A 23,432-nucleotide genomic window follows, 5' to 3' on the forward strand; every position below is an offset into this window, starting at 1 on the left:
TTGTAGCGACTTAAATCTATTGGCGAGGCTCTATTATGGCAACTTCAAGCGTTCGTATCGATCAGGCGCTTTTTGAAAAAGCGGCGATTATGGCAAAAGCACTCAACAGAACCACACCCAAGCAGATTGAGCATTGGGCGAAGATTGGCGAAATGATGGAAGATAACCCAGACCTGCCTTATGAATTTGTTAAGCAAGCCATTATTGCGAAAGCAGAAAAAGAGGCAGGTAAGTCAGAGGCTTACCGCTTTGACTAAAATCACCACTGTACTTCAAACGCCTAGTTTTAAGAAAGCGGTAAAAAAGCTGCACAAGAACCAAAAAAGTGATCTCGATAACGCTATCAGAGAGTTAATGAAAGATCCGTATTTAGGCGAAGAAAAGAAAGGTGACCTCTCTTTTCTTCGTGTCCATAAGTTTAAAATGGTGAAGCAACTCACCTTGCTTGGCTATAGCTATGAGGATGATACGGTAACGTTAGAGCTTATGGCACTGGGATCTCATGAGAAATCTTATCGAGATGTAAAAAGGTTCTATTGAGTTACACCGTAGAGTGTGGCCGTTGAACGGACGCACCTGCTAAGCCAAGTGTTTAATGAAGTCTTCTAACCTCTAGCCATGCTAGGTAGGTCCAGTGATCAAAAAAGCGAGTAGAGGTGAATTCCCTTTACTCGCTTTTTTGGTTTTTACCGCGGACCTATTTGCTTTCAGCAAACTCGGGCGCTTCGGGCTTTCCCAGCTTTTTTCTAATAAAGCGTGTTACCTTAAAGATGTGTGACAGGCATAGTGCATAGGCAATAAAGCACACAATAAAGCCGTAGAACATAATTGGCTCTGGGATTTGTACCATTTCACCATAAATACCAAACCCTGTAAGCAGGGAGGCTAGGCTGCAAATGACCAAAAGCGTTTGGCGAGAGCTTAACCCCAAGCGTTGGCAAATGTGGTGTAAATGTTCACGGTCTGGTTTGAAGGGGGAATCGCCACGGCGTACGCGTCGAATCATAATTGCGGCCATATCCATTAAAGGTAAGGCAATAAGCCAAAGGGCAGTAACCGGGCGCATGATGGTACCCGTTTCACCTTGGCTGCTGCTTAGGAGTAGCCATATGACGGTAAAACCAATCATCATACTGCCAGCATCGCCCATAAAGACTTTACGCTCTCGCCCAAGTAAGCCTAAGTTCATTCCAATATAAGGAATGGCCGCCACGATGAAAATAAGGCACAGCAAACCAAGTTCATGATGGCGTTCTTGATACAGTAAAAAAGCCAACGCGCTAAAAGAAACAATCGCCAGTCCGCCTAACAGACCATCAATCCCGTCGACCATATTAAAAGCGTTAATGGCGCCAATCACACCCAGTACGGTAATTAGCACGGCGAAGCCACCTAACTCTGTGTGGCCTAAACCAAACATATCCCCGAGGGTGTGCAGCTCTAAGTCGGCGAAGTGCATCATGGCTAATGACAGTAGCGCCTGACACAACATGCGGGCTTTAAAGCTGATGTCGTATTTATCATCTAATGCACCTAAAACCGTCAGGGCACAGATAGAGAAAAGGAAGAGTTGCGCATGCTCGATAGGGACGTTAAACAGTAATACCGTTAACGTTACGGTTGTGCAAATAGCAATGCCCCCAACAAGAGGTACCACCCCTTGATGGTGCTTGCGTGCATTAGGCTTGTCGACTAAGCCAATCATTTTGGCCAGCCGACGCGCAAAGAAGAGCGTTATAAACGCTGTGATAAAGACAAAGCCGAGTGTTGAGATCATGTTAGCCACTGAGTTATAAGGTTTTAGTTGTTTTAGTTGTTTTAGTTGTTTTAGTTGTTTTAGTTGTTTTAGTGTCAGTTATCTGACGCCTAAATTGTACCGTATTTACCATGCAATATGAAGTAAAATGCTTACTTACGACGGTTAGATATCATCGTTAACATAATTGTGTTTAGGGCTGTTGAGCGTGGCTCTGTTTAGCTTAACAGCATCGAATCTAAGAGTATTACATTGGGTATGAGGATTGCTTTGTGTCATGAATGTTACAGCTCGCTTTCATAGCTTGGGGCGTGATTTTTTCTGCGCATAAGCCGGATAAATGCCGTGATTCTAAATATTTTGCTGAGTAACCAGTAATAGAGAGCAAAGCCCATTATGAACAGATAAAACATGGTGCTTTCCGCCGCCCCAGACAACTCGCCCGCAATACCCACCAAAGCAAAACAGCTGGCAACCACTGAAATAAGCACCAAGGTTTGGCGTGAGCTAAAACCGATACGTTGAAAGATATGGTGCAGGTGGCCCCTATCAGGGGTCATTGGGGAGTGGCCTTTTTTTATGCGTCGACACATAATGGCGACCATGTCCATAAGTGGTACGGCAATAAGCCATAGCGCCGTCACCGGACGTACGCTCAATTCTTGAGAGCTAGAGTAAGTCCAGATAGCATGGCTACTTGCGTGAGAAAGCGAATTAGCATCAGAGGTAGGTTGCGTTAACGTAAACAGGAGCCAAATCACCACGAATCCGATCATCATACTGCCTGCATCGCCCATAAAAATGCGATAGCGTGCCCCAAAAAAACCTAAGTTTAAAGCGAGATACGGTAGCAGTGCAGCAATAAACAGTAAGCAAAGCTGCAGGTGAGCAAGGTTGTCTTCTAGATAAAATAAAATGCCTAAACTAGTAAAGGTAATGATGGCTAATGATCCCAGTAAGCCATCAATACCATCGACCATATTAAAGGCATTAATGGCGCCGATGACGGCAATGATGGTCATGGGTATCGCCAGGAATTCAAATTCAACATAGCCAAGGCCAAAAGCATTGCCGAAGGTGAGTAACTGAATGTCGGCGAGTATGGCCACGCTACCAGCAAGGCCTGCCTGCACCAGCAACCGAATACGGCAAGATAGGTCAAAGCGATCGTCAAGCACCCCTGTCAGTAAAAGTACAAGCATGGTAATGATTAACAAGGTTTGATGCGCAATAATATTGGGAGAAAACAGCAGCATCAGGCTGATCACCATGCCCACGGAAAGGCCGCCAATCAGTGGAACTTGTCCCTGATGGCGTTTACGATTTGTGGGGCTGTCGACTAAGCCAACAGCAGGGGCGAGTCTATGATTGAAAAACAGCACTAAAAACGTGCCAATGAAGACGCTAATGATTTGCCAAGCCATACTCTATCCAACTTCCGTGTCTAATTTATTGCTTATTGCTTATTGCTTATTGCTTTATTAGCTCTAGTACTACCGGAGACAGTCTGACTCACTATGGTTACTGATTAATTACAAATGAGTCATGGCTAAAAATGTTGCCGTTGCTCAGTTCTTTACAGTAAACAGTGTGTCAACTCGCTGACGAGACGAGTAAAGGCGTTGATAAGTGACTTTTAGTTTATTTAGATTTTATCATTCGCCACTGCTGCTAGAGTTTAAATGTTAATCGATCGCCACTGCTGCTAGAGTTTAAATGTTAATCGATTTTTTTAGAGTTACAAGCCACTCTGATGGCTAAAGCAAGAGCTAAAAGGTGGTAACTATCTGGAATAAAAAGGCTAGGTCACGTTCTCTGTTTTTTTGATGGGGAGATAAAAAATGGAAGCAATGTTCAATTTTGAGATCTAGGTCGATTATTGTAGTCACTGCTACTATCTACGTGATGAGTTAAATTCAAGGAGTCAGGCTCTAAAGGTGTCAGAGTCAAATGACTCTGACACCTTGGGTTACCCTTCTATAAAATTGGGTTGTGCTGAAAGAGATCATGACATTTTAGTCACGATTAGGTAATTTAAGGCTCGATGTTGAATGGCATGTGATTATTTAATTAGGTGGTGACGATGACCTCAAATCCAGAACGTTGGAAGCAACGATTACAGAATTTGATAAAAGCACAACACAGGCTTAATAGAGCGTGTGCGCAAGAGCATTACAATGAACTCGAGTTGGCGGGGCTTGTGCAAACGTTTGAGTTTTCTTTTGAGTTAACCTGGAAAACACTAAAAGATTTGCTTGAGTTTGAAGGGTTTGATGTCGCGTCTCCGCGCAGCGTTATCCGTACGGCACTCGAGGCTAAGCACCTATCTTCTGTGCAATGTGAAACTCTGTTAGAGGCGCTAATAAAGCGTAATCTGTTGTCGCATACATATGATGAAGAGAACGTATTGGAAGCTCAAAAGCTTATTTTGGACTCTTATTCTCCGGTGATTGCGCAGGTTACTCACTATCTCGAGGCGAAAAGTGGTCAGTAACCATTCGTTTAAGTCGTCTTCTATTGGTCTTAAACCACACCAGTATCAGTTAATAAGTGATGTCATTTTGGACAATGCGTTAGTGGTTCATGCGTGGGTATTTGGCTCTAGGGCGATGGGTAATTACAAAGACAGTTCCGATATCGATATTGCGCTTGAGGGCGAGGCTATCTCTTTGAGTGTCATCGCGACATTGCAAGATCGTTTAGAGCAATCATCATTACCATTTAAAGTGGATTTACTAGTGAAACACAAGATTCACTCTGAAGCGTTGCTCACCCATATTGAAACCTATGGAATTAAACTAAAGTAGGAATCCTAGCTTGAGATGTCAAGCTTGAGGTGTCAGAGTTAAATGACTCTGACACCCTGGGACTCTGACACCTTAAGTGGACACTTTAAGAGCCTGACACCTTGGGTTGGACAGAGCATCATGATAGTGAGTTTTACTGAATGATTGTTTTCTCACTCGCAAATCACGTCTTTCCTTCATTTCAACATCGTTTTCTTTCCTACCCTTTGATGAATATTACTATGAGAGAATCCCATGTTATTCATCACTAATCGCATCCCTAATCAATCTGCGCGTTCTAAAAAGAACCGCGTCATTTCATTTAACTATCAAAATACCGATATCTCCAAATGGCTCTACTTTTGTGAGCGCCATGACGTGGGCGACTATACGGAAATTCTATCCACGTCCTTCTTTGCTCGCTTAAAGGCCCTTCCAGATACCACGCAAATTTTGTTTTACTTGCATGGTTTTAATAACAATATGGAGTCATCTTGCTGTGATGAAGCCGATACGATAGATAGGGATAACGACAGCAAGAGTAATGGCGTTTTTACGCGAGCGGCTCAGCTGCAGGCATTACTTGATAAACAGCAACCCGGCTTGGTGTTGGTTATCCCAATTATTTGGCCCTGCGATGACGATAGTCCGAGTGCCATTATGGATGACTATTGGGATGACCAAAAAGCCGCGGATCATTCAGCCGTTGCCTTCGCGCGTTTGTTTTATAAGTTTGATGGTTGGCGTCGCCGAGAGGCGCAGCAACAGTTCCCGTGTGTAAAAAGAATGAATGTGCTTGCCCATTCTATGGGTAACCGAGTGCTACTGAACGCCATGAATACTTGGGTTAATGATGAGCGGTTAGGGGGCATGCCACAGCTATTTAGACATGTTTTTATGGTGGCCGCGGATGTTAAAAATCAGTGCTTAGAGCAAGGTGAAAATGGGCGACATATTGTGGACTCAGCAAAAAACGTGGTGGTGTATTACGCCAGTGACGATTTAGCGATGTCGGCATCGAAAGTGGCGAATTTGAAGCACCTGACGATGTCTCGTCGTTTAGGGATGACGGGACCAGAAACGTTAAGTAAGCTGCCTAAAAAAGTGGTGGAAGTGGACTGCGATGCTTTCAATAGCCAGTTTGATCGACCAATTGGCCATAGCTACTTTTTATCCGATGAACACCATAACCCCAGCCCTATTATTGCCCACATCGCGAGTGCCATTCACACAGGTCGAATCATCGGTGAGCGAAGTCAAATCTTAGAGTGATGTCGTGATTCTTGCCGCCTCCTCACTGCCTGAGCTGGCGTGAGTGAAAATTGCTTCGTGCTCGAACTATTGGTTGGTTTTTAATGTGAGAGCAATGTCATGAAATTAATTTTCGTACCCTGATGGCGGTATTGGCTGAAATGGTGGCTTACGGTCTTGCTAGCTGTTTTTTATATTTTATGTCTAGTAATCAATATTTTAAATTGATGCAAATACCAAATAATGTTTTGTTGAATGCCTGTTTATACAGTTGAAGTGAATGATGTATCTTGATTATTTAAGGTAAATTCCTTAGAGTACTAATCGTTTATTATGATAGCGACACCTTAAAAGGACGAACGACATGGATCCCATACTGGAAGTTAAGGGACTGTACAAAGTGTTTGGAGAAGACACTGACCGCGCATTTTCAATGATCAATGAAGGCGCAGACAAAGATGAAGTATTTGAAAAAACCGGCTTAACCATTGGTGTTAACGACGTTTCTCTTAGCATTAATGAAGGCGAGATTTTTGTTATCATGGGGCTATCTGGCTCTGGTAAATCGACATTAGTTCGCCTGCTTAACCAACTCATCGAACCTACTCGTGGCAATGTGCTACTCAAGGGCAAAGACATTGCCCACATCTCTGAAGAAGAACTTCGCCAAGTACGCCGCAACAATATCTCTATGGTGTTTCAAAACTTTGCCCTCATGCCTCACATGACGGTGATTGAAAACGCTGCCTTCGGTTTAGAGCTTGCGGGTATTGAATTAGATAAACGCCGCCAGTGTGCATTAAGCGCATTGGAGCGCGTAGGGTTGGGCGCTTACCCAGAATCATACCCGGATGAATTGTCGGGTGGTATGAAGCAGCGTGTTGGTCTCGCTAGAGCCTTGGCGTGCGACCCCGATATTTTATTGATGGATGAAGCGTTTTCCGCACTCGACCCTCTGATTCGTACCGAAATGCAAGATGAGCTGATTCGTCTACAAAATGATGACAAGCGTACCATTGTGTTTATTTCTCATGACTTGGACGAAGCGATGCGCATTGGTGATCGCATTGCCATTATGCAGCACGGCGAAGTGGTTCAAGTGGGGACTCCAGATGACATTCTAAACAACCCTGCCAATGATTACGTGGAAGCCTTTTTCCGCGGTGTGAATGTGGCCAGTGTGCTCACAGCCAAAGACATCGCCCGCAAAAAGCCTGCTGCGGTCTTTAAAAAGTCCGAGCATGATGGCCCCGCCTCAGCACTGCAAATCCTTATGGATAACGACAGGGATTACGGCATCGTCGTAGAAAAAACCAGTCACTATTCTGGCATTGTGTCAGTTGACTCGTTGCGCCTCGCGCATAAAGAAAATCGCACGTTAGTGAGTGCTCAGCTTGAGACGGGGTTAACCCTCAAGCCAAACCAACCTATCAACGATATTTTGGGTGTAGTGGCAAGTGTGCCTTATTCGGTGCCTGTGGTGGATGAAAGCGGTCACTACTTTGGTGTGGTGACGAAATCACGACTGCTTCAGACATTAGATAAGGGATAAATCATGTCATCAGAAACAAATAATGATCCGTGGTCACAGCCTGCAAGCCAGCCTGCGGCGGATCCATGGGGTCAAAGTAGCGAGTCGCCAGCGACAAACGACTGGTTAAACAGCGAAACGGTAGAAGAAACCCCTTTTGATATTTTAAACCCCTTTGAAGAGGCGGTGCTTCCCGTCGATACCTGGGTTGAATCGGGATTAAACTGGCTGGTGGAACATGGTCGTCCGGTGTTTCAAGCCATTCGTGTACCTATCGACTTTATTCTCAGCTCATTTGAAACAGCCTTAGTGTCTACGCCTGCGCCGTTCATGCTGGTGTTGTTGTTTTTACTCGCGTGGCAATTTTCCAACTTAAGGTTAGGTCTTGCTACGGCGGTGTCTTTTACCTTTATCGGGCTAATTGGCGCTTGGTCTCAGGCGATGGTGACACTCTCGTTGGTCATGACATCGGTCTTCTTCTGCCTGCTCATTGGTCTACCGCTCGGTATTTGGCTGGCGCGCAGTGATACGGCGGCTAAATTTATTCGCCCTATTTTGGATGCGATGCAAACCACGCCGGCGTTTGTCTATTTGGTGCCTATCGTCATGCTATTTGGTATCGGTAACGTACCCGGTGTGGTCGTGACCATTATTTTTGCCCTGCCACCGGTGGTTCGTCTAACCATTTTAGGCATTCAGCAAGTACCAGAAGAGTTGATTGAAGCCGGCCATTCCTTTGGTGCCAGCAGAAAGCAAATGCTGTATCGAATTCAATTGCCGTTAGCACTGCCAACCATCATGGCGGGCGTGAACCAAACCTTAATGCTGTCGCTGTCTATGGTGGTGATTGCCTCCATGATCGCGGTGGGCGGATTAGGCCAAATGGTGCTGCGTGGCATCGGCCGTTTAGATATGGGCCTAGCTGCCGTGGGTGGCCTTGGCATTGTGATTTTAGCTATTTTACTCGATCGCATCACTCAGGTGTTGGGTGTCAATGCGGGTAATACTAAGTTGCGCTGGTATCACACCGGACCTGCGGCACTGGTATTAACACTTTTTACTCAGAAGCGTACTCAAAAAACTGAAATTTTGGAGAAATAAATGAAAACTTCATGGAAGAAAAGCTTAGCGGTTGGCGTTGTGTCTGCCTTAGCGGTATCAAGCAACGTTTGGGCTGAAAAGCTACCGGGCGAGGGTGTGAGTGTTCAGCCTGTACAGTCGACGGTTGCCGAAGAGACGTTTCAAACATTGATCGTTAACCGTGCGCTTGAAGCGCTGGGCTACGACGTAAAAAATACCAAAGAAGTGGACTATAACGTAGGTTATACCTCTATTGCTAAAGGCGACGCGACGTTTCTAGCGGTGGGTTGGTTCCCGCTTCACGGCGACAAGTACACGAAAGCGGGGGGCGATGAAAAGTTCTACCGTAAAGGTCAATACATCAGTGGCGCAGCGCAAGGTTACCTCATTGATAAAAAGACCGCCGAGCAATACGGCATTACTAATATTGGCCAGTTAAACGATCCAAAAATTGCCAAGCTGTTTGATGCAGACGGTGATGGCAAAGCAGACCTAACAGGCTGTAACCCAGGTTGGGGCTGTGAAATGGTGATTGAAGAGCAGCTGACCGCGTTTAAACTGCGCGATACCGTGAGCCACAATCAAGGTAACTATGCGGCGATCATCGCTGATACGATTTCACGTTATAAGAACGGTGAGCCGGTACTTTACTTCACGTGGACACCGTATTGGGTAAGTGGCGTATTGGTGCCAAATAAAGATGTGGTATGGCTTGAAGTGCCATTCTCTGCATTACCGGGTGAGCGTAAGGGCGTGGATACAACGTTACCAAACGGTAAAAACTACGGCTTTGAAATGAATGCGATGAACATCATCGCTAATAAAGAATTTGCAGAGCAAAACCCAGCGGCGGCGAAACTGTTTGAAATCATTAAGCTGAATATCAACGATGTGAGTGCGCAAAATATGATGATGAGCAACGGCAAAAACAGCACCGCGGATATTGAATCACACGTGAATGGCTGGATTAAAGCTAACCAAAGCCAGTTTGATGCTTGGGTTGCGGAAGCGAAAAAAGCGGCGCTTTAATTTTAATGCATTAGTGTATGTTGCAGTGCTCTAATGCATGCAGTAGGTCGGTGATGCGATTAAATACTGTGAGAGCGATAGGTATCATATAAAAAGTACCACGTAGTAAAAAAGCCAGTGACGGAATGTGAAGTCGCTGGCTTTTTTGTAGGCGATTTATAGTTCTGGCTTTATTAACACGTGATTTCGTATACGTGGTTGTTTTGATTGTGGTGTGTTCGCGTTCTATCCCCGATTCTTAGAACCTAGAACCTAGAACCTAGAAACCTGCAACCTAAAACCTAGTCCGCCATGGTTCGACGCATGTCGTCAGATTTTTTGAAAAACCAGAATGATCCAATGCAAAAGAAAAGTGCGCAAAGTGAAGCTAGGATAATTTGGATATTTTCAGTTGCCAGTAATGAACCAATCGCGACCATAGCGACGGCCACAACAGCAAGCTCAATGAATCGCCCAACGCTTTTATTTTTGTGGCGAAATGATGCATAACGTAGTGTAAGTGCAAACCCCATTGATGATGAACTCCCGATTGTTAGTAACTGCTCACATCCTTGAAGCAGTTTGCTATTAATGATTAATGCTGTAATCAGCGACATTAATAGAATACGGCAGCTAGAATCGATTCATTAATTGAGATCGTCAAAAGTGGAATGAACCTCTAATTTATAACACTATCAATTAGAGGTTGTGCCCAATAAATAAACAGGGCGTGATGTGTTGCATAACCGTATGATTTCTTACCAATGTAAGTCAAGGTCTTGCCCTGTGAGTGCTTCTACTTCTATTGTTTTCCAGCGTTCAATGAGCATTGAGACGTCTTGAGCGTTTAAGCGTTTTTGTTTGAGCTGGCCTTGTTTGGTTTTAAGTTCCAGCACGAATTGACTAGCGTTTGAAGTGGCAGCGGTGTCGTTTTCAATGCCTTTCCAGCAAAGATTAGACGCCTTGGGATCTTCTATTGGCCCCCAAGCAAGAGCAAATCGGGTTTCGGGTAGTTCGACCCATAACGTAAGAGAGCTGCATTCCATAAATCTTCCTTGATAACGGTCTGTGATGAGACGATGGCTATCGCCTAAATAGTATTGCCGACACAGTATGAGTTATTCACCACACGGCACTTGTTACAGTTGTTGCGCAATTGTTAATGTAACGTCTTTGGCTATTGTTGTCTAGCCAAGCAGGGTGTCAGAGTCATTTGACTCTGACACCAAAGTTTTTGACTCAAAGTTTTCGACTCTGATACCAAAGTTAGGGTGGCTTTCGATAGCAAGGTCAAAAAGGGCGTTATAGGCGAGGATTCTTTTTTCTTGGGTGTTTGCCAGCGCGAGATACTGGGAATGAGCCGTCACCAATACACTTGTTTTTCCACATGCATTTGTTTTGTAGCTGCTCCATAGGTAGCGTTTAGGGTCCATGACAATACCGGCTCGAACAGGGTTAAGTTCTATATATCGGTACACTTCGAGCATGTAGCGTTCTGTTTCTATAGGGAACGAGCGGTATCTTCCTTCCCATAGAGAACCAGAGCGCGAGTACTTGCGGTTAAAGTATCGAACATACTGAGTATTCAGCGATTGCATCATACGTACTAGAGCGTCATCTTCTGTTGGGGTCGCAAGGAGATGAATATGATTACTCATCAATACCCAGGCGTGGATATCTACGGGATATTTGGCTTTCGCTTTTAAGAGTAATTTTAAGTACTCGAGTCTATCGGCGTTATCGTAAAAGCATGATTTTTTGCTGTGTCCTCGTTGAGTGATGTGTTGTGTGATGTTTTTTGCTACGACTCTGTGTTTACGGCCCATGTTGCTCCCCTTGGTGTCATTCTATTAGGTGTCAGAGTCAAATGACTCTGACACCTAATAGAATGACATTTGAATATAGTGTGGCTGTGGGGAGGCGGAGTTGGATTTTGGTATGAGATAGTGCGAGCCAATACGTAGAGCGTCATGGCATTGTTTGAGTAAAAAGGAAGATGCGCCACAGTACACGCTTTGAACATCAATCAAGGAGTGACGAATGCAGTTAACAGGGAAAGTGAGTGTGATTCACCATGGAGGCAAGCATACCGTGACGGGATCATGCCATGAGCTGAAGATAGCGCAGGATTCGATACTGATTGATTGTGGCTTGTTTCAAGGTGGTGACGCAGCCAAGCGTACGCTAAGTATTGATTTCCCCCTGAGTCACGTTCGTGCGTTAGTGCTTACTCACGCTCATATTGACCACATCGGTAGGCTTCCCTGGCTGTTGGCAGCAGGGTTTCGCGGTCCTATATATTGCACTCACGCCACCGCTTATCTGGTTCCACTTATGTTAGAGGACGGACTTAAGTTGCAATTGGGTCTGAGAAAAATACATCGGTAGGCTTCCCTGGCTGTTGGCAGCAGGGTTTCGCGGTCCTATATATTGCACTCACGCCACCGCTTATCTGGTTCCACTTATGTTAGAGGACGGACTTAAGTTGCAATTGGGTCTGAGAAAAATACAACGGACACGCATTATTGAGTTGATCCGTAAACAGTTAAAGCCACAGCCTTATCACCAATGGACCCCCATTAAGTCGGCGGGTAAGGGCTATGTTAGCTATGTACGTTTTAACCCTGCGGGGCATATCTTAGGCAGTGCCTATGTGGAAATTAAGTTACCTAGCAATGAGATTACGGTGTTTTCGGGAGATTTAGGTCCTCGTGGTACGCCGTTATTGCCTGATCCAGTGCCGCCTAAGCGAGCTGATTATCTGTTTATGGAGTCGACTTACGGTGATAAACAGCATGAGAGCATTGAACAGAGAAGTGAGCGACTACTCGCTATAATTAAACGCAGTTTACAAGATGGTGGCGCCATTATAGTCCCTGCATTCAGTGTTGGCCGGACTCAGGAACTGCTGTTTGATATCGAGTCTTTGCTGTATCAACACCAATTGAGCGCTGCTCTACCGATTATCGTTGATTCCCCTATGGCCGTGAAGGTCACAAAAGCCTATCGCAAGTATCGTAAGCTCTGGGCTCAAGAGGCTAAAGGTAGACTACAACGAGGCCGCCAACCGTTGAATTTTCCCCAATGTATTATCGTAGATAGTCATCGAGAGCACCAGAGAGTGGTTAATCGATTGGCGTCAACAGCAGAGGCGGCGATAGTTGTGTCGGCATCCGGTATGTGCCAAGGCGGACGAGTGATGAACTATTTAAAGGCCCTCTTGCCTGATAAACGAACCGATGTGTTGTTTTGTGGCTATCAAGCACAAGGGACGCTAGGACGAGAGATTCAGCAAGGTAACAAGGTGGTATGGATTGATGGCAGTCGCATTGAGGTAGAAGCAAGCGTTCATTCCATGTCTGGTTATTCGGCTCATGCTGACCAACACGATTTGGTTGAGTTCGCGGTTGGCTGCTCAAAATATCTGAAACAATTGCACCTGATCCATGGTGAAACACAGGGCAAAGAGGCGTTAGTTCGGAAAATGACGGAGCGGCTTCCTTCAGCTAAACTTATCAGCTAGATAGTGAGGTTCTGGGGGCTTTGAAGCTAGGGATAATCTATCGCACTCAGCAGTGAAGTCAGGTACAATTTGGGCAGTTTAACCTTGGGTGTCGCGTTTAATTTAAACACTAAGGTTCAGTATTAAATCGCAGGAATATTGCCTTTGGGAGCGTAACCCAAGGGCGGTAGCGTGCTTAATGATAAGGTAGTGTATGAAAATATTGGTCACTGGTGGTGCTGGGTTTATTGGCAGCGCGGTTATTCGACACATTTTAGCTAACACGGCAGACAGTGTGGTGAATGTCGATGCGTTAACCTACGCGGGTAACTTAGAGTCTTTGCCTAACACGGAATCCAATACGCGCTATGTCTTTGAACAGGTTGATATTTGTGATTTGTCATCGTTAGAGCGTGTGTTTTCTGAACATCAGCCTGACGCCGTGATGCACTTAGCGGCGGAATCGCACGTTGATCGCTCTATCGATGGCCCTGCGGCGTTTATTCAAACCAATCTCGTTGGAACCTTTAATTTACTCGAAGTAGCTCGTCAATACTGGAAAGCGCTAGACAGCGACAAGCAAGCTGCTTTTCGATTCCATCATATCTCTACCGATGAGGTGTATGGCGATTTAGAAGGGACGGATGACCTCTTCACCGAAGAGACCTCCTATGAACCGAGCAGCCCGTATTCGGCAAGCAAAGCAGGCTCTGACCATCTAGTACGAGCGTGGGGGCGAACTTACGGTTTCCCTATTTTAGTGACGAACTGTTCTAACAACTATGGGCCTTACCACTTCCCAGAAAAACTGATCCCACTCATGATTTTGAATGCCTTAGAAGGTAAGCCTCTCCCTGTGTATGGTGATGGCATGCAAATTCGCGACTGGTTGTTTGTGGAAGATCACGCGCGTGCCCTTTATAAAGTGGTGACAGAAGGTGTGGTGGGCGAAACCTACAATATTGGCGGTCATAATGAAAAAGCCAATATTGACGTCGTAAAAACCATTTGTGCCTTGTTAGAAGAATTGGTTCCGAATAAACCCCACGGTGTTGCTCACTATCAAGACCTTATTACTTATGTCACTGACCGCCCTGGACACGATGTGCGTTACGCGATTGATGCGTCAAAAATTGAGCGCGAGCTTGGCTGGACGCCGCAAGAAACCTTTGAATCGGGTATTCGTAAAACGGTAGAGTGGTACTTGAATAATCGAGAATGGTGGAGTCGCGTTTTAGATGGCTCTTATTCTGGCGAACGCCTAGGTACCAAATAACTCACTTCATTCATTTAAGTGCTATGTATTAAGGCTCCTCCCTAGGACCTAGCACCAAGAAGCAAGGACCAAATTTTCTATGAAAGGCATTGTTCTCGCGGGTGGCTCAGGCACTCGTTTGTACCCTTTGACTCGCGGCACTTCTAAACAGCTCCTTCCTATTTACGACAAGCCAATGGTGTATTACCCGCTTTCTACGCTGATGCTTGCCGGTATTCGTGACATTTTGGTCATTACTACACCAGAAGACCAAGCTGGTTTTCAGCGTCTACTTGGTGATGGTTCCGATTACGGTATCAACCTTGAATATAAAGTTCAGCCAAGCCCGGATGGGTTAGCGCAGGCGTTCATTATTGGTGAAGAGTTTATTGGTGACGACTCAGTTTGCTTGGTGTTAGGTGACAATATCTACTACGGTCAATCATTCTCGCAAACCCTAAAAAATGCCGCGAGTCGCGAGCACGGGGCGAGTGTATTTGGTTATCAAGTGAAAGACCCGGAGCGTTTTGGTGTTGTTGAATTTGATGACAACATGAAAGCGGTGTCGATTGAAGAAAAGCCGATGCAACCTAAATCTGACTACGCTGTTACCGGGTTGTATTTTTATGACAACCGTGTCGTGGAGTGGGCAAAGCAAGTTGAGCCTTCTGAGCGTGGCGAGCTAGAAATTACTACGCTAAACCAAAGGTACCTTGAAGATGGCTCGCTTAACGTTGAATTGTTAGGCCGTGGTTTTGCATGGCTTGATACGGGGACGCATGAAAGCTTGCATGAAGCGTCTTCTTTTGTTCAAACCATTGAAAATATTCAAGGCTTGAAAATTGCCTGCCTGGAGGAAATCGCTTGGCGCAATGGCTGGCTGAGTGATGATGACGTTCTCAGCATCGCAAAACCCATGATGAAAAATGAATACGGTCAGTATTTAGCGCGCCTGGTTGAAGAAAAGCGCAAGAAGGCGTCACGATGACAGCGAAGATGAAAAAGGTATTAATAACTGGCGCACATGGTCAAGTAGGGCATTGCTTAGTCACGCAGTTATCACCAAGAGCGGATGTCGAGGTGGTGGCTTATGATAGGGCGGATCTTGATATTACTAGCGAAGAGCAGGTTAATGCTGTTATTCAAGCGCTTCAACCGGACACTATTATTAATGCGGCGGCTCACACGGCGGTCGATAAAGCGGAAGAGGAAGTTGATCTAAGCTACGCAATTAACCGTGACGGACCGCGATATCTAGCGCAGGCCGCAGAACTGTGTGGCGCGGTATTGCTGCACATATCAACCGACTACGTGTTTGATGGCACTAAGTCTGAACCTTACGCAGAGACAGACGTGACCAACCCTCCCAGTGTTTATGGGCAAAGTAAATTAGCCGGTGAACAAGCAGTGTCTGATACTTGCTCAAACTATGCGATTTTACGTACCGCTTGGGTGTTTGGTGAGCATGGTAACAACTTCGTGAAAACCATGCTGAGATTAGGCAAAGAGCGTTCAGAGCTTGGCATTATTGGTGATCAATTCGGTGGCCCGACTTACGCGGGTGACATTGCAACTGCACTCATTACTATGATGGACGAGTTTCAGCGTGGCGCCGCGGATATTTCTGGTGTGTATCACTTCTCCGGTGCACCTCATGTTAGCTGGTATGAATTTGCCCAAGCGATTTTTACTGCTGCGAGTGAGCACTGCGCGTTAGGCTCGGTGCCTGTTGTGAATGAAATTACTGCAGACCAATACCCACTTCCTGCACCACGCCCTGCAAGCTCACGTTTGGATTGCAGTAAAATCGAAGCCGCCTTTGGTATTAAACCAAGTGACTGGAATCAGGCTCTAAAAAATATACAAGCGTATAGCTAGGTGTAAATCATAATGAAAGTTATCGATACCAATATCCCAGAAGTTAAAATCATCGAACCACAAGTGTTTGGTGATGAGCGTGGTTTCTTTATGGAAACTTGGCAGCAAAAGAAATTTGAAGAGCTCGTTACTGGTGGCAAGCCAACTCCGTTTGTGCAAGACAACCACTCAAAATCCAGTAAAGGAATTCTGCGCGGCCTACATTACCAAACTGAAAATACCCAAGGAAAACTAGTGCGTGTTGTTTCCGGTGAAGTGTTTGATGTAGCGGTGGATGTACGCAAAGACTCGCCAACGTTTGGTCAATGGGTTGGTGTGTATCTATCTGCTGAAAACAAACGTCAGCTTTGGGTGCCGGAAGGGTTTGCGCATGGATTTTACGTGACGAGTGACGAAGCGGAATTTGTGTATAAGTGTACGGATTACTATAACCCTAGTGCGGAGCATTCGATTCTATGGAATGATCCGGAGATTGGGATTGAATGGCCTATTGATTCATCGACTGTTTTGTCTTTGTCTCAAAAAGATGGCGACGCTTCAGGTTTATCTGGCAATGTATTGCTGTAATAAAAAATTATGGGAAAGAAATGATGACTGGTATTTTGAAATTAATTGGCAGAACTCAACCTCTATTTGCAAACGATATTAGTGATAGCGAAAAGGAGCTTTCTGAAGTAGTTTCTCAGTCTCGTTTTTTGGTGTTAGGAGGCGCTGGCTCTATTGGCCAGGCCGTAACGAAAGAGATTTTTAAGCGCAACCCTTTAAAACTTCATATTGTTGACATCAGTGAAAATAATATGGTTGAGTTGGTAAGAGATGTTCGCAGCTCGTATGGTTATATTAATGGTGACTTTCAAACGTTTGCTCTTGATATTGGCTCTGTTGAGTACGATGCCTTTATCAAAGCGGATGGGCAATATGATTATGTACTTAACCTTTCTGCGTTAAAGCATGTTCGTAGTGAAAAAGATCCTTTTACCTTAATGCGAATGATTGATGTGAATGTGTTTAATACTGATAAAACCATTCAACAGTCGATTGATGTTGGCGTGAAAAAGTATTTTTGCGTATCCACTGATAAAGCTGCCAACCCTGTCAATATGATGGGAGCGTCTAAACGTATTATGGAAATGTTCCTGATGCGTAAAAGTGAACAGATAGCGATTTCAACCGCGCGCTTTGCAAACGTAGCGTTTTCAGACGGTTCATTACTGCATGGCTTTAATCAGCGTATTCAGAAAAATCAACCGATAGTTGCCCCAAATGATATCAAACGTTATTTCGTGACTCCGCAAGAGTCTGGCGAACTCTGCTTGATGTCTTGTATTTTTGGTGAAAACCGCGACATCTTTTTTCCTAAATTAAGTGAAGCCCTGCATCTTATTTCTTTTGCAGATATTGCGATAAAGTACCTTGAGCAACGTGGTTTCGAACCTCACTTGTGTGAAGCAGAAGATGAAGCGCGAGAACTTGCAAAAACTCTTCCTGCACAGGGTAAATGGCCTTGTTTATTTACGTCGAGTGATACTACGGGCGAAAAAGACTTCGAAGAGTTTTTCACGGATAAAGAAGAGTTGGACATGTCTCGATTTGCAAATTTAGGCATTATTAAAAATGACCCTTTTTATGAGCAAGAGCTACTTTGCTTATTTGAAAACAGTATTTCAAAGATGAAAGGCGAACGAGCTTGGACCAAGGAGGAAATTGTAAAACTCTTTTTTACCATGCTCCCTGATTTTGGGCACAAAGAAACCGGCAAATACCTAGATAGCAAGATGTAAGCGGAGTAAGTAATGAAAGCGACATCTATAGTTGAATTTGTAAGAGATACCTATAAAACCGACGAATTCATTCCGTTGCACGCACCAACGTTTAATGGCAACGAAAAAGCTTACGTAATGGAAACGATTGAAAGTACTTTTGTTTCTAGCGTTGGTAAATTTGTTGATGACTTTGAGCGAAGGGTTGAAGCGTATACAGGAGCGCCCAAAGCGGTAGCGACGGTTAATGGTACTGCAGCACTGCATGCGGCTTTGTACATGGCTGATGTTCAACGAGGCGATCTTGTTATTACACAAGCTCTAACTTTTGTAGCAACCTGCAATGCTCTTTATCATATGGGGGCTGAGCCTATTTTTGTCGATGCATCCCCTGTGAGCTTAGGGCTTTGTCCGAAGGCTGTAGATACATTTTTAAGTGAATATGCAGAGGTAACCGAGACGGGCTGTGTTCATAAGCAAACAGGTCGAAGAATTAAAGCTGTCGTTCCTATGCATACATTTGGTCATCCAGTGGAATTGGATGAACTGGTTGCTGTTTGTTTGAAGTGGAATATTACTTTAGTAGAAGATGCGGCAGAGAGTCTAGGTTCTTTCTACAAGGGTAAGCATACCGGTACGTTTGGTGAATTTGGAGCAGTGAGCTTTAATGGTAATAAAATTATCACGACGGGCGGTGGTGGTATGGTTCTATGTAAGACCCAAGAATTAGGGCTACGTACGAAATATGTCACCACGACTGCAAAAGTCCCACATATATATGAGTTCTTTCATGATGAGCCTGGGTTTAATTATCGCATGCCTAATTTAAATGCGGCATTGGGTTGTGCACAGATGGAAGTGATTGAACGCTACCTTCAGCAAAAGCGACAAATAGCGACAGGCTATAGTGACCTTTTTTCCGGCTCTGATTTTAAGTTTGTTACTGAACCCGCATACGCTAAATCTAATTATTGGCTAAATGCCGTTGTTTGCCCAGATAAGGAAAGTAGAGACGAAGTTCTAGCCGAGACTAATGGCTTAGGCGTGATGACTCGGCCAGTTTGGCAATTAATGCACCGTTTGCCAATGTTTGAACATTCAATATGTGGCGATCTTTCCTATTCTGAATTTTTGGAAGCGCATTTAATCAATCTTCCAAGTACGCCAACAGAGATTTAATAATATGAGAAAAATAGCGGTTTTTACGGGGACTCGTGCTGAGTATGGACTTTTATACTGGATTATTAAGGGATTAGCTGAGTCAACTCAAGCTGAACTCCAATTGTATGTAGGCGGTATGCATCTATCTCCTGAATTTGGCAAAACGATAAATCAAATTGAGGCAGATAAGTTTCCGGTCACTGAAAAACTGGAGTTTTTGTTGTCTTCAGACACGCCTGTTGGTATTGCAAAATCGATGGGGTTGGCATTGATCGGCGCTGCTGATGCGTTAGCGAGAACAAAGCCTGATTTATTATTGGTTTTGGGTGACCGATTTGAGTCTATGGCTATTTGTCAGGCCGCGATGGTCGCACAAGTACCTATTGCTCATATTCACGGTGGTGAAACGACAGAAGGGTTAATTGATGAGGCAGTACGTCACTCAATCACAAAGATGTCTCATTTGCATTTTACTGCCACGGAAGAGTATAGACAGCGAGTCATACAATTAGGTGAGCAACCTAGTCATGTTTTCAATGTGGGTGCGCCTGGAATAGATAGTATTAAGGCTCTTAAGCTTCTGTCTCGTAAAGCGTTATCTGAATCCATTGACTTTGATGTGACTAATACTCGGTTTATGGTTGTTACCTATCACCCGGTGACTCTGAGTAGAGACGGTGCTGTTAAAGACTTAGAGCAACTTCTTGAAGCATTGCGTCAATATCCTGACTATAAATTTTTGATTACTTATCCAAATGCAGACACGCATGGAAGATCATTAATAGCATTACTGGAAGAGTTTAAGGTTGAGTTGCACGGTCGCGTTTTGCTTGTTCAATCGCTTGGGCAACTTAGGTACCTTAGTGCGCTTAAGCATTGTGATTTGGTTATTGGTAATTCATCCAGTGGATTAATTGAAGTACCTACTTTTAAGGTACCAACGATTAATATTGGTAACCGCCAAAAGGGCCGGCTTGCTGGCGATACGGTCATTAACTGTGATGGTGATAAGACTTCTATTCTTGCTGCAATTACTGAGTCATTAAGCGATTCTTTTAGAGATAAATGTCTTCAATCGCAAAACCCGTATGGTGAGGGGAACAGTTCGAATAAGATTCTTAATACTATTCTTACTGAAAGTTTAGATGACTTAGTCTATAAGTCATTCTTTGATATAAAGCTGGGGCGAGCATCATGCGAGTAGGCTTTATTGGCTGCGTTGACTCAAGTCGAGCTGCGTTACAAACATTGGTCAAGATAAAAGGGCTAACCGTTGCGGCTGTAGTTACAAGAGGAGAATCCGCCGTTAATGCGGATTTTTGTGACTTAACGTCATTATGTGTGGAGAGGGGTATACCTTTCCACATAGAGAACCCAAAGGATCGGGAAGCTTCAGTCGGATTTTTGGAAACGTTCGATCTTGATGTGATTTTCTGTATTGGTTGGAGCTACTTACTAAGTGAAAAAATGTTAGCTCTGCCTAGGTTGGGTGTCATAGGTTTTCATCCAGCCAGACTGCCTAGCAATCGAGGTCGACACCCGATAATTTGGGCATTGGCTCTTGGGTTAGAAGAGACAGCATCTACATTCTTTCTTATGGACGTAGGGGCGGACTCTGGCCCGATAGTTAGCCAAGTTCCAGTAACTATCGAATCTAGTGATAATGCGACTAGACTATACGAGAAAATTATACAGATATCGCAAATACAATTAACAGAAGTTGGTGCTAATCTTGTCAGTGGTACTGTGACGTTCACTGAGCAAGAACATAGTCAAGCTACGTATTGGCGGAAACGAGGTCGAAAAGACGGGACGATTGATTTTCGAATGAGTGCGATGTCTATCCACAATTTGATTAGAGCTTTAGCGCCGCCATACCCTGGCGCAGAGTTTCTCTTTGATGAAGCCCATCATATAGTTCAGAGTAGCTCTATTTCTCCTGAGTCTTATCCTATCAACATTGAACCAGGAAAGGTGTTGTCAAAAACCATCGACGGGTTGTTGGTTAAAACTGCTGGCAGTGAAGCTATTTGGCTCTACGGGGTAGAGCCGTGTGATATAGACGTAGGAGATTACTTATGAAGCGAGTCTTAGTGGTTGCCCCTCATGCGGATGACGAGACTTTAGGCTGCGGTGGGACTATTCTGAAGCTAATTAAGCAAGGATATGAGGTTCATTGGTTATTGGTTACAGGAATGACCCCTTTATCAGGATTTACGGATACTCAAATTCAAGTAAGAGACAAAGAAATACGAAAGGTGTCTGCTGCATATGGTTTCGCTGCGATTCATGAGCTTAAACTCCCGCCAGCTCGGCTAGAAACCTTACCTAAAGGTGATGTGATTGGGCCTATTTGTAAAGTGGTTAATGATGTTAAGCCTGAAATGGTATTTACAGTTTATCGAAATGATGCTCACAGTGATCATGAGATTGTATTTGATGCAGTGATGTCTGCAACTAAAACTTTCCGTTACCCATTTGTCAAAAAAGTCCTGGCTTATGAAACAATGTCTGAAACTGATTTTGGTATGAAGCCAGAGGATGGAGGCTTTAAACCAACGGTGTTCTTTGACATTGCAGAATTCCTCAATAAAAAATTAGATATTTTAGAGATATTTGAATCTGAAGTGCACGATTTTCCATTTCCTCGTTCGAGAAAAGCGCTAGAGGCTTTAGCTCATGTTCGTGGTGTGCAGTGCAATTCGGAAGCGGCAGAGGCATTTACGCTACTAAAGGAGGTTTTATGACATTAATCATTGCTGAAGCCGGCGTAAATCACAATGGTGATGAGCGTTTGGCGATTAAGCTTATTGAGGCTGCTCATAAAGCAGGCGCTGATATTGTCAAATTTCAGACATTTAAAGCGAAGAACTTGGTTACTGAAGAAGCAAAGCAAGCCGATTACCAAGTGGTGAATACTAAAAGACAAGAGTCTCAACTGGCCATGCTGAGCCGTTTGGAATTGTCTTATGAGGCACACCATAAGCTTGTTGAACATTGTGGTTTATTAGGAATTGAGTTTTTATCGACAGCATTTGATCTTGAGAGCTTAGACTTTTTAGTTAATGACTTAGGATTGAAGCGGTTAAAACTGCCGTCCGGTGAGTTAACCAACGCCCCCTTGGTTTTAGAGCATGCAAGGACTGGGTGCGATCTTATTGTATCCACAGGTATGGCGACGCTATCTGAGATTGAAACAGCTTTGGGTGTGATGGCATTTGGCTTCATTGCTAGTGAATCTGCGCAGCCTTCATTAGAGGCATTTCAAGAGGCTTATGCCTCTGTAGAGGGGCAAAAAGCGCTTCAAAATAAAGTAACTATTCTTCATTGTACAACGGAATATCCCGCACCAATGGCGGAAATTAACCTAAAAGCAATGGATACTCTAGCTCGGGCGTTTGAATTACCCGCTGGATATTCAGACCATAGTGAAGGCATTACTATTCCGATAGCTGCAGTTGCTCGAGGTGCGATTTTGATAGAAAAGCACTTTACTTTAGATAAGCATCTGGAAGGCCCTGATCATAAAGCTTCTCTTGAGCCTCAAGAATTGGAAGCGATGGTGAAGGCTATTCGTCAAGTTGAAACGGCTTTAGGGACGGGGGTTAAAACACCAACAGTATCTGAAGTAAGAAATAAAGCAGTGGTACGTAAAAGCTTAGTTGCAGCAACGCCAATTAAGAATGGAGACGTGTTGGATGAGTCAAATTTAACTATTAAGCGACCTGGTAATGGGCTTTCTCCATATCAGTATTGGAAGCTACTTGGTTGTAAAGCTAGTCAAGATTATGGTGTTGGAGAGCTTATCGTTGAGTGACCAATCAGTGCACCCTATCGTAATGATTGGTGGTGGGGGGCATGCGTCCGTTTTAATGGAAATACTTTTGCAGCAGGGAAGAGAAGTTCTTGCTGTTGTGAGCCCTGAAGATATAAGCCAAAGGGCAGTTTTTTCAGGTATAACGCATCTGAAAGATGATGATGACGTCCTCAGCTTCCCCAATGACCAAGTACGGTTAGTCAATGGGGTTGGTATGATGCCCAAGTCTGGCTTGAAGCGAAAAATTAATGAATACTTTCTCTCTTTGGGCTATCAGTTTGAAACGGTCATATCAAGCAGTGCGTTAGTGTCGCCCTATTCAAAAATAGAGGTTGGAGCGCAAATACTACCAATGTCGATAGTGCAAACAGGGGTTAAAATTGGCCCCTACTGCATTGTAAATACGGGTGCGCTGATAGAGCATGATTGTAATGTAGGTGCATACAATCATATAGCCCCCCGAGCCACTCTGTGTGGTGAGGTAGTGACGGAAGAAAATGCTTATATAGGTGCGGGTGCGACAGTTATTCAAGGGCTATCTATTGGTCAAGGTTCTGTCGTAGGATCTGGTGTCAACCTTTCAAAGTCTTTAGCCGCTAATACTACGGCATATCCCGCTAGAGCCCTAATCAGAAAGAACTTATAAA

Annotated in this window: 25 protein-coding genes and 1 pseudogene; 21 read left to right on the plus strand and 5 right to left on the minus strand. The window is 44.4% G+C overall.

The annotated features are described in order from the left end of the window. The first annotated feature begins 35 nt into the window (after positions 1 to 35). On the plus strand, positions 36 to 257 hold the full coding sequence (locus M9196_RS12320; protein ID WP_250617831.1) for a ParD-like family protein: 222 nt from the start codon (positions 36 to 38) through the stop codon (positions 255 to 257). Next, positions 250 to 540, plus strand: coding sequence for a type II toxin-antitoxin system RelE/ParE family toxin (locus M9196_RS12325; protein WP_250617832.1), 291 nt, complete (start codon positions 250 to 252; stop codon positions 538 to 540). Before M9196_RS12320 ends, M9196_RS12325 begins: the two co-directional genes overlap by 8 nt. 157 nt (positions 541 to 697) lie before the next feature. On the opposite strand, the gene wecA (M9196_RS12330) is transcribed toward M9196_RS12325, so the two are convergent. Both wecA (M9196_RS12330) and wecA (M9196_RS12335) read right to left on the minus strand, forming a co-directional pair. Then, positions 698 to 1,777, minus strand: a complete 1,080-nt coding sequence (gene wecA / locus M9196_RS12330; protein ID WP_250617833.1) for a UDP-N-acetylglucosamine--undecaprenyl-phosphate N-acetylglucosaminephosphotransferase — start codon at positions 1,775 to 1,777, stop codon at positions 698 to 700. Between the two features lie 263 nt (positions 1,778 to 2,040). Then, positions 2,041 to 3,180, minus strand: a complete 1,140-nt coding sequence (gene wecA / locus M9196_RS12335) for a UDP-N-acetylglucosamine--undecaprenyl-phosphate N-acetylglucosaminephosphotransferase (RefSeq protein WP_250617834.1) — start codon at positions 3,178 to 3,180, stop codon at positions 2,041 to 2,043. 659 nt (positions 3,181 to 3,839) lie between these two features. Here wecA (M9196_RS12335) and M9196_RS12340 point away from each other — a divergent pair. The 6 genes from M9196_RS12340 (at position 3,840) to proX (ending at position 9,433) form a co-directional block, all read left to right on the plus strand. Beyond that, positions 3,840 to 4,250 carry an HI0074 family nucleotidyltransferase substrate-binding subunit gene (locus M9196_RS12340; RefSeq protein WP_250617835.1) on the plus strand — a complete coding sequence of 137 codons (411 nt, stop codon included), beginning with the start codon at positions 3,840 to 3,842 and terminating at the stop codon, positions 4,248 to 4,250. Continuing rightward, positions 4,240 to 4,563 (plus strand): nucleotidyltransferase family protein, encoded by a 324-nt coding sequence (locus M9196_RS12345; RefSeq protein WP_250617836.1) that lies wholly within the window; start codon positions 4,240 to 4,242, stop codon positions 4,561 to 4,563. The genes M9196_RS12340 and M9196_RS12345 overlap by 11 nt, the downstream gene beginning before the upstream one ends. Before the next feature lie 234 nt (positions 4,564 to 4,797). After that, a complete protein-coding gene (locus M9196_RS12350; protein WP_250617837.1) occupies positions 4,798 to 5,814 on the plus strand; it encodes an alpha/beta hydrolase in 1,017 nt (338 codons plus the stop codon). A gap of 343 nt (positions 5,815 to 6,157) precedes the next feature. Further along, positions 6,158 to 7,345 carry a glycine betaine/L-proline ABC transporter ATP-binding protein ProV gene (gene proV, locus M9196_RS12355; protein WP_250617838.1) on the plus strand — a complete coding sequence of 396 codons (1,188 nt, stop codon included), beginning with the start codon at positions 6,158 to 6,160 and terminating at the stop codon, positions 7,343 to 7,345. A gap of 3 nt (positions 7,346 to 7,348) precedes the next feature. Further along, positions 7,349 to 8,425, plus strand: coding sequence for a glycine betaine/L-proline ABC transporter permease ProW (gene proW, locus M9196_RS12360; protein WP_250617839.1), 1,077 nt, complete (start codon positions 7,349 to 7,351; stop codon positions 8,423 to 8,425). Continuing rightward, positions 8,426 to 9,433, plus strand: a complete 1,008-nt coding sequence (gene proX, locus M9196_RS12365) for a glycine betaine/L-proline ABC transporter substrate-binding protein ProX (protein WP_250617840.1) — start codon at positions 8,426 to 8,428, stop codon at positions 9,431 to 9,433. 281 nt (positions 9,434 to 9,714) lie between these two features. On the opposite strand, the gene M9196_RS12370 is transcribed toward proX, so the two are convergent. The 3 genes from M9196_RS12370 to M9196_RS12380 all read right to left on the minus strand — a co-directional run bounded on the left by M9196_RS12370 (position 9,715) and on the right by M9196_RS12380 (position 11,238). Continuing rightward, positions 9,715 to 9,945 carry a hypothetical protein gene (locus tag M9196_RS12370; RefSeq protein WP_250617841.1) on the minus strand — a complete coding sequence of 77 codons (231 nt, stop codon included), beginning with the start codon at positions 9,943 to 9,945 and terminating at the stop codon, positions 9,715 to 9,717. Positions 9,946 to 10,170: 225 nt separating this feature from the next. Beyond that, positions 10,171 to 10,458: a hypothetical protein gene (locus M9196_RS12375; protein ID WP_250617842.1), complete on the minus strand. Its 288-nt coding sequence runs from the start codon at positions 10,456 to 10,458 to the stop codon at positions 10,171 to 10,173. A 141-nt stretch (positions 10,459 to 10,599) separates the two neighbouring features. Beyond that, positions 10,600 to 11,238, minus strand: coding sequence for a transposase (locus M9196_RS12380; protein ID WP_250617843.1), 639 nt, complete (start codon positions 11,236 to 11,238; stop codon positions 10,600 to 10,602). Between the two features lie 214 nt (positions 11,239 to 11,452). On the opposite strand from M9196_RS12380, the gene M9196_RS12385 reads away from it, so the two are divergent. From M9196_RS12385 to M9196_RS12445, 13 genes and pseudogenes are all read left to right on the plus strand, one after another. Further along, entirely contained in the window at positions 11,453 to 11,800 is a 348-nt protein-coding gene (locus M9196_RS12385) for an MBL fold metallo-hydrolase (protein WP_406707680.1), read from the plus strand. Beyond that, positions 11,790 to 12,935, plus strand: a pseudogene (locus tag M9196_RS12390) (MBL fold metallo-hydrolase RNA specificity domain-containing protein); the annotation flags it as partial. The gene M9196_RS12385 and the pseudogene M9196_RS12390, both read left to right, overlap by 11 nt. A gap of 193 nt (positions 12,936 to 13,128) precedes the next feature. After that, positions 13,129 to 14,190, plus strand: coding sequence for a dTDP-glucose 4,6-dehydratase (rfbB, locus tag M9196_RS12395; protein WP_250617844.1), 1,062 nt, complete (start codon positions 13,129 to 13,131; stop codon positions 14,188 to 14,190). A 79-nt stretch (positions 14,191 to 14,269) separates the two neighbouring features. Continuing rightward, a complete protein-coding gene (gene rfbA, locus M9196_RS12400; protein WP_250617845.1) occupies positions 14,270 to 15,157 on the plus strand; it encodes a glucose-1-phosphate thymidylyltransferase RfbA in 888 nt (295 codons plus the stop codon). Beyond that, positions 15,154 to 16,047: a dTDP-4-dehydrorhamnose reductase gene (rfbD, locus tag M9196_RS12405; RefSeq protein WP_250617846.1), complete on the plus strand. Its 894-nt coding sequence runs from the start codon at positions 15,154 to 15,156 to the stop codon at positions 16,045 to 16,047. Before rfbA ends, rfbD begins: the two co-directional genes overlap by 4 nt. 12 nt (positions 16,048 to 16,059) lie before the next feature. After that, positions 16,060 to 16,614 carry a dTDP-4-dehydrorhamnose 3,5-epimerase gene (gene rfbC / locus M9196_RS12410; protein WP_250617847.1) on the plus strand — a complete coding sequence of 185 codons (555 nt, stop codon included), beginning with the start codon at positions 16,060 to 16,062 and terminating at the stop codon, positions 16,612 to 16,614. Between the two features lie 23 nt (positions 16,615 to 16,637). Continuing rightward, positions 16,638 to 17,828 carry a UDP-N-acetylglucosamine 4,6-dehydratase gene (locus M9196_RS12415; RefSeq protein ID WP_250617933.1) on the plus strand — a complete coding sequence of 397 codons (1,191 nt, stop codon included), beginning with the start codon at positions 16,638 to 16,640 and terminating at the stop codon, positions 17,826 to 17,828. Positions 17,829 to 17,840: 12 nt separating this feature from the next. After that, positions 17,841 to 18,986, plus strand: coding sequence for a LegC family aminotransferase (locus M9196_RS12420; RefSeq protein WP_250617848.1), 1,146 nt, complete (start codon positions 17,841 to 17,843; stop codon positions 18,984 to 18,986). Between the two features lie 4 nt (positions 18,987 to 18,990). Further along, positions 18,991 to 20,172, plus strand: a complete 1,182-nt coding sequence (neuC, locus tag M9196_RS12425; protein ID WP_250617849.1) for a UDP-N-acetylglucosamine 2-epimerase — start codon at positions 18,991 to 18,993, stop codon at positions 20,170 to 20,172. Next, positions 20,163 to 21,050 carry a methionyl-tRNA formyltransferase gene (locus tag M9196_RS12430; protein WP_250617850.1) on the plus strand — a complete coding sequence of 296 codons (888 nt, stop codon included), beginning with the start codon at positions 20,163 to 20,165 and terminating at the stop codon, positions 21,048 to 21,050. The genes neuC and M9196_RS12430 overlap by 10 nt, the downstream gene beginning before the upstream one ends. Beyond that, a complete protein-coding gene (locus M9196_RS12435; protein ID WP_250617851.1) occupies positions 21,047 to 21,715 on the plus strand; it encodes a PIG-L deacetylase family protein in 669 nt (222 codons plus the stop codon). The genes M9196_RS12430 and M9196_RS12435 overlap by 4 nt, the downstream gene beginning before the upstream one ends. Continuing rightward, positions 21,712 to 22,785: an N-acetylneuraminate synthase gene (gene neuB, locus M9196_RS12440; protein WP_250617852.1), complete on the plus strand. Its 1,074-nt coding sequence runs from the start codon at positions 21,712 to 21,714 to the stop codon at positions 22,783 to 22,785. The genes M9196_RS12435 and neuB overlap by 4 nt, the downstream gene beginning before the upstream one ends. Next, positions 22,778 to 23,431 carry an acetyltransferase gene (locus M9196_RS12445; protein WP_250617853.1) on the plus strand — a complete coding sequence of 218 codons (654 nt, stop codon included), beginning with the start codon at positions 22,778 to 22,780 and terminating at the stop codon, positions 23,429 to 23,431. Before neuB ends, M9196_RS12445 begins: the two co-directional genes overlap by 8 nt. Position 23,432 lies beyond the last annotated feature (1 nt).

It is taken from the genome of Vibrio methylphosphonaticus (assembly GCF_023634655.1).
GTDB lineage: Bacteria > Pseudomonadota > Gammaproteobacteria > Enterobacterales > Vibrionaceae > Vibrio > Vibrio methylphosphonaticus.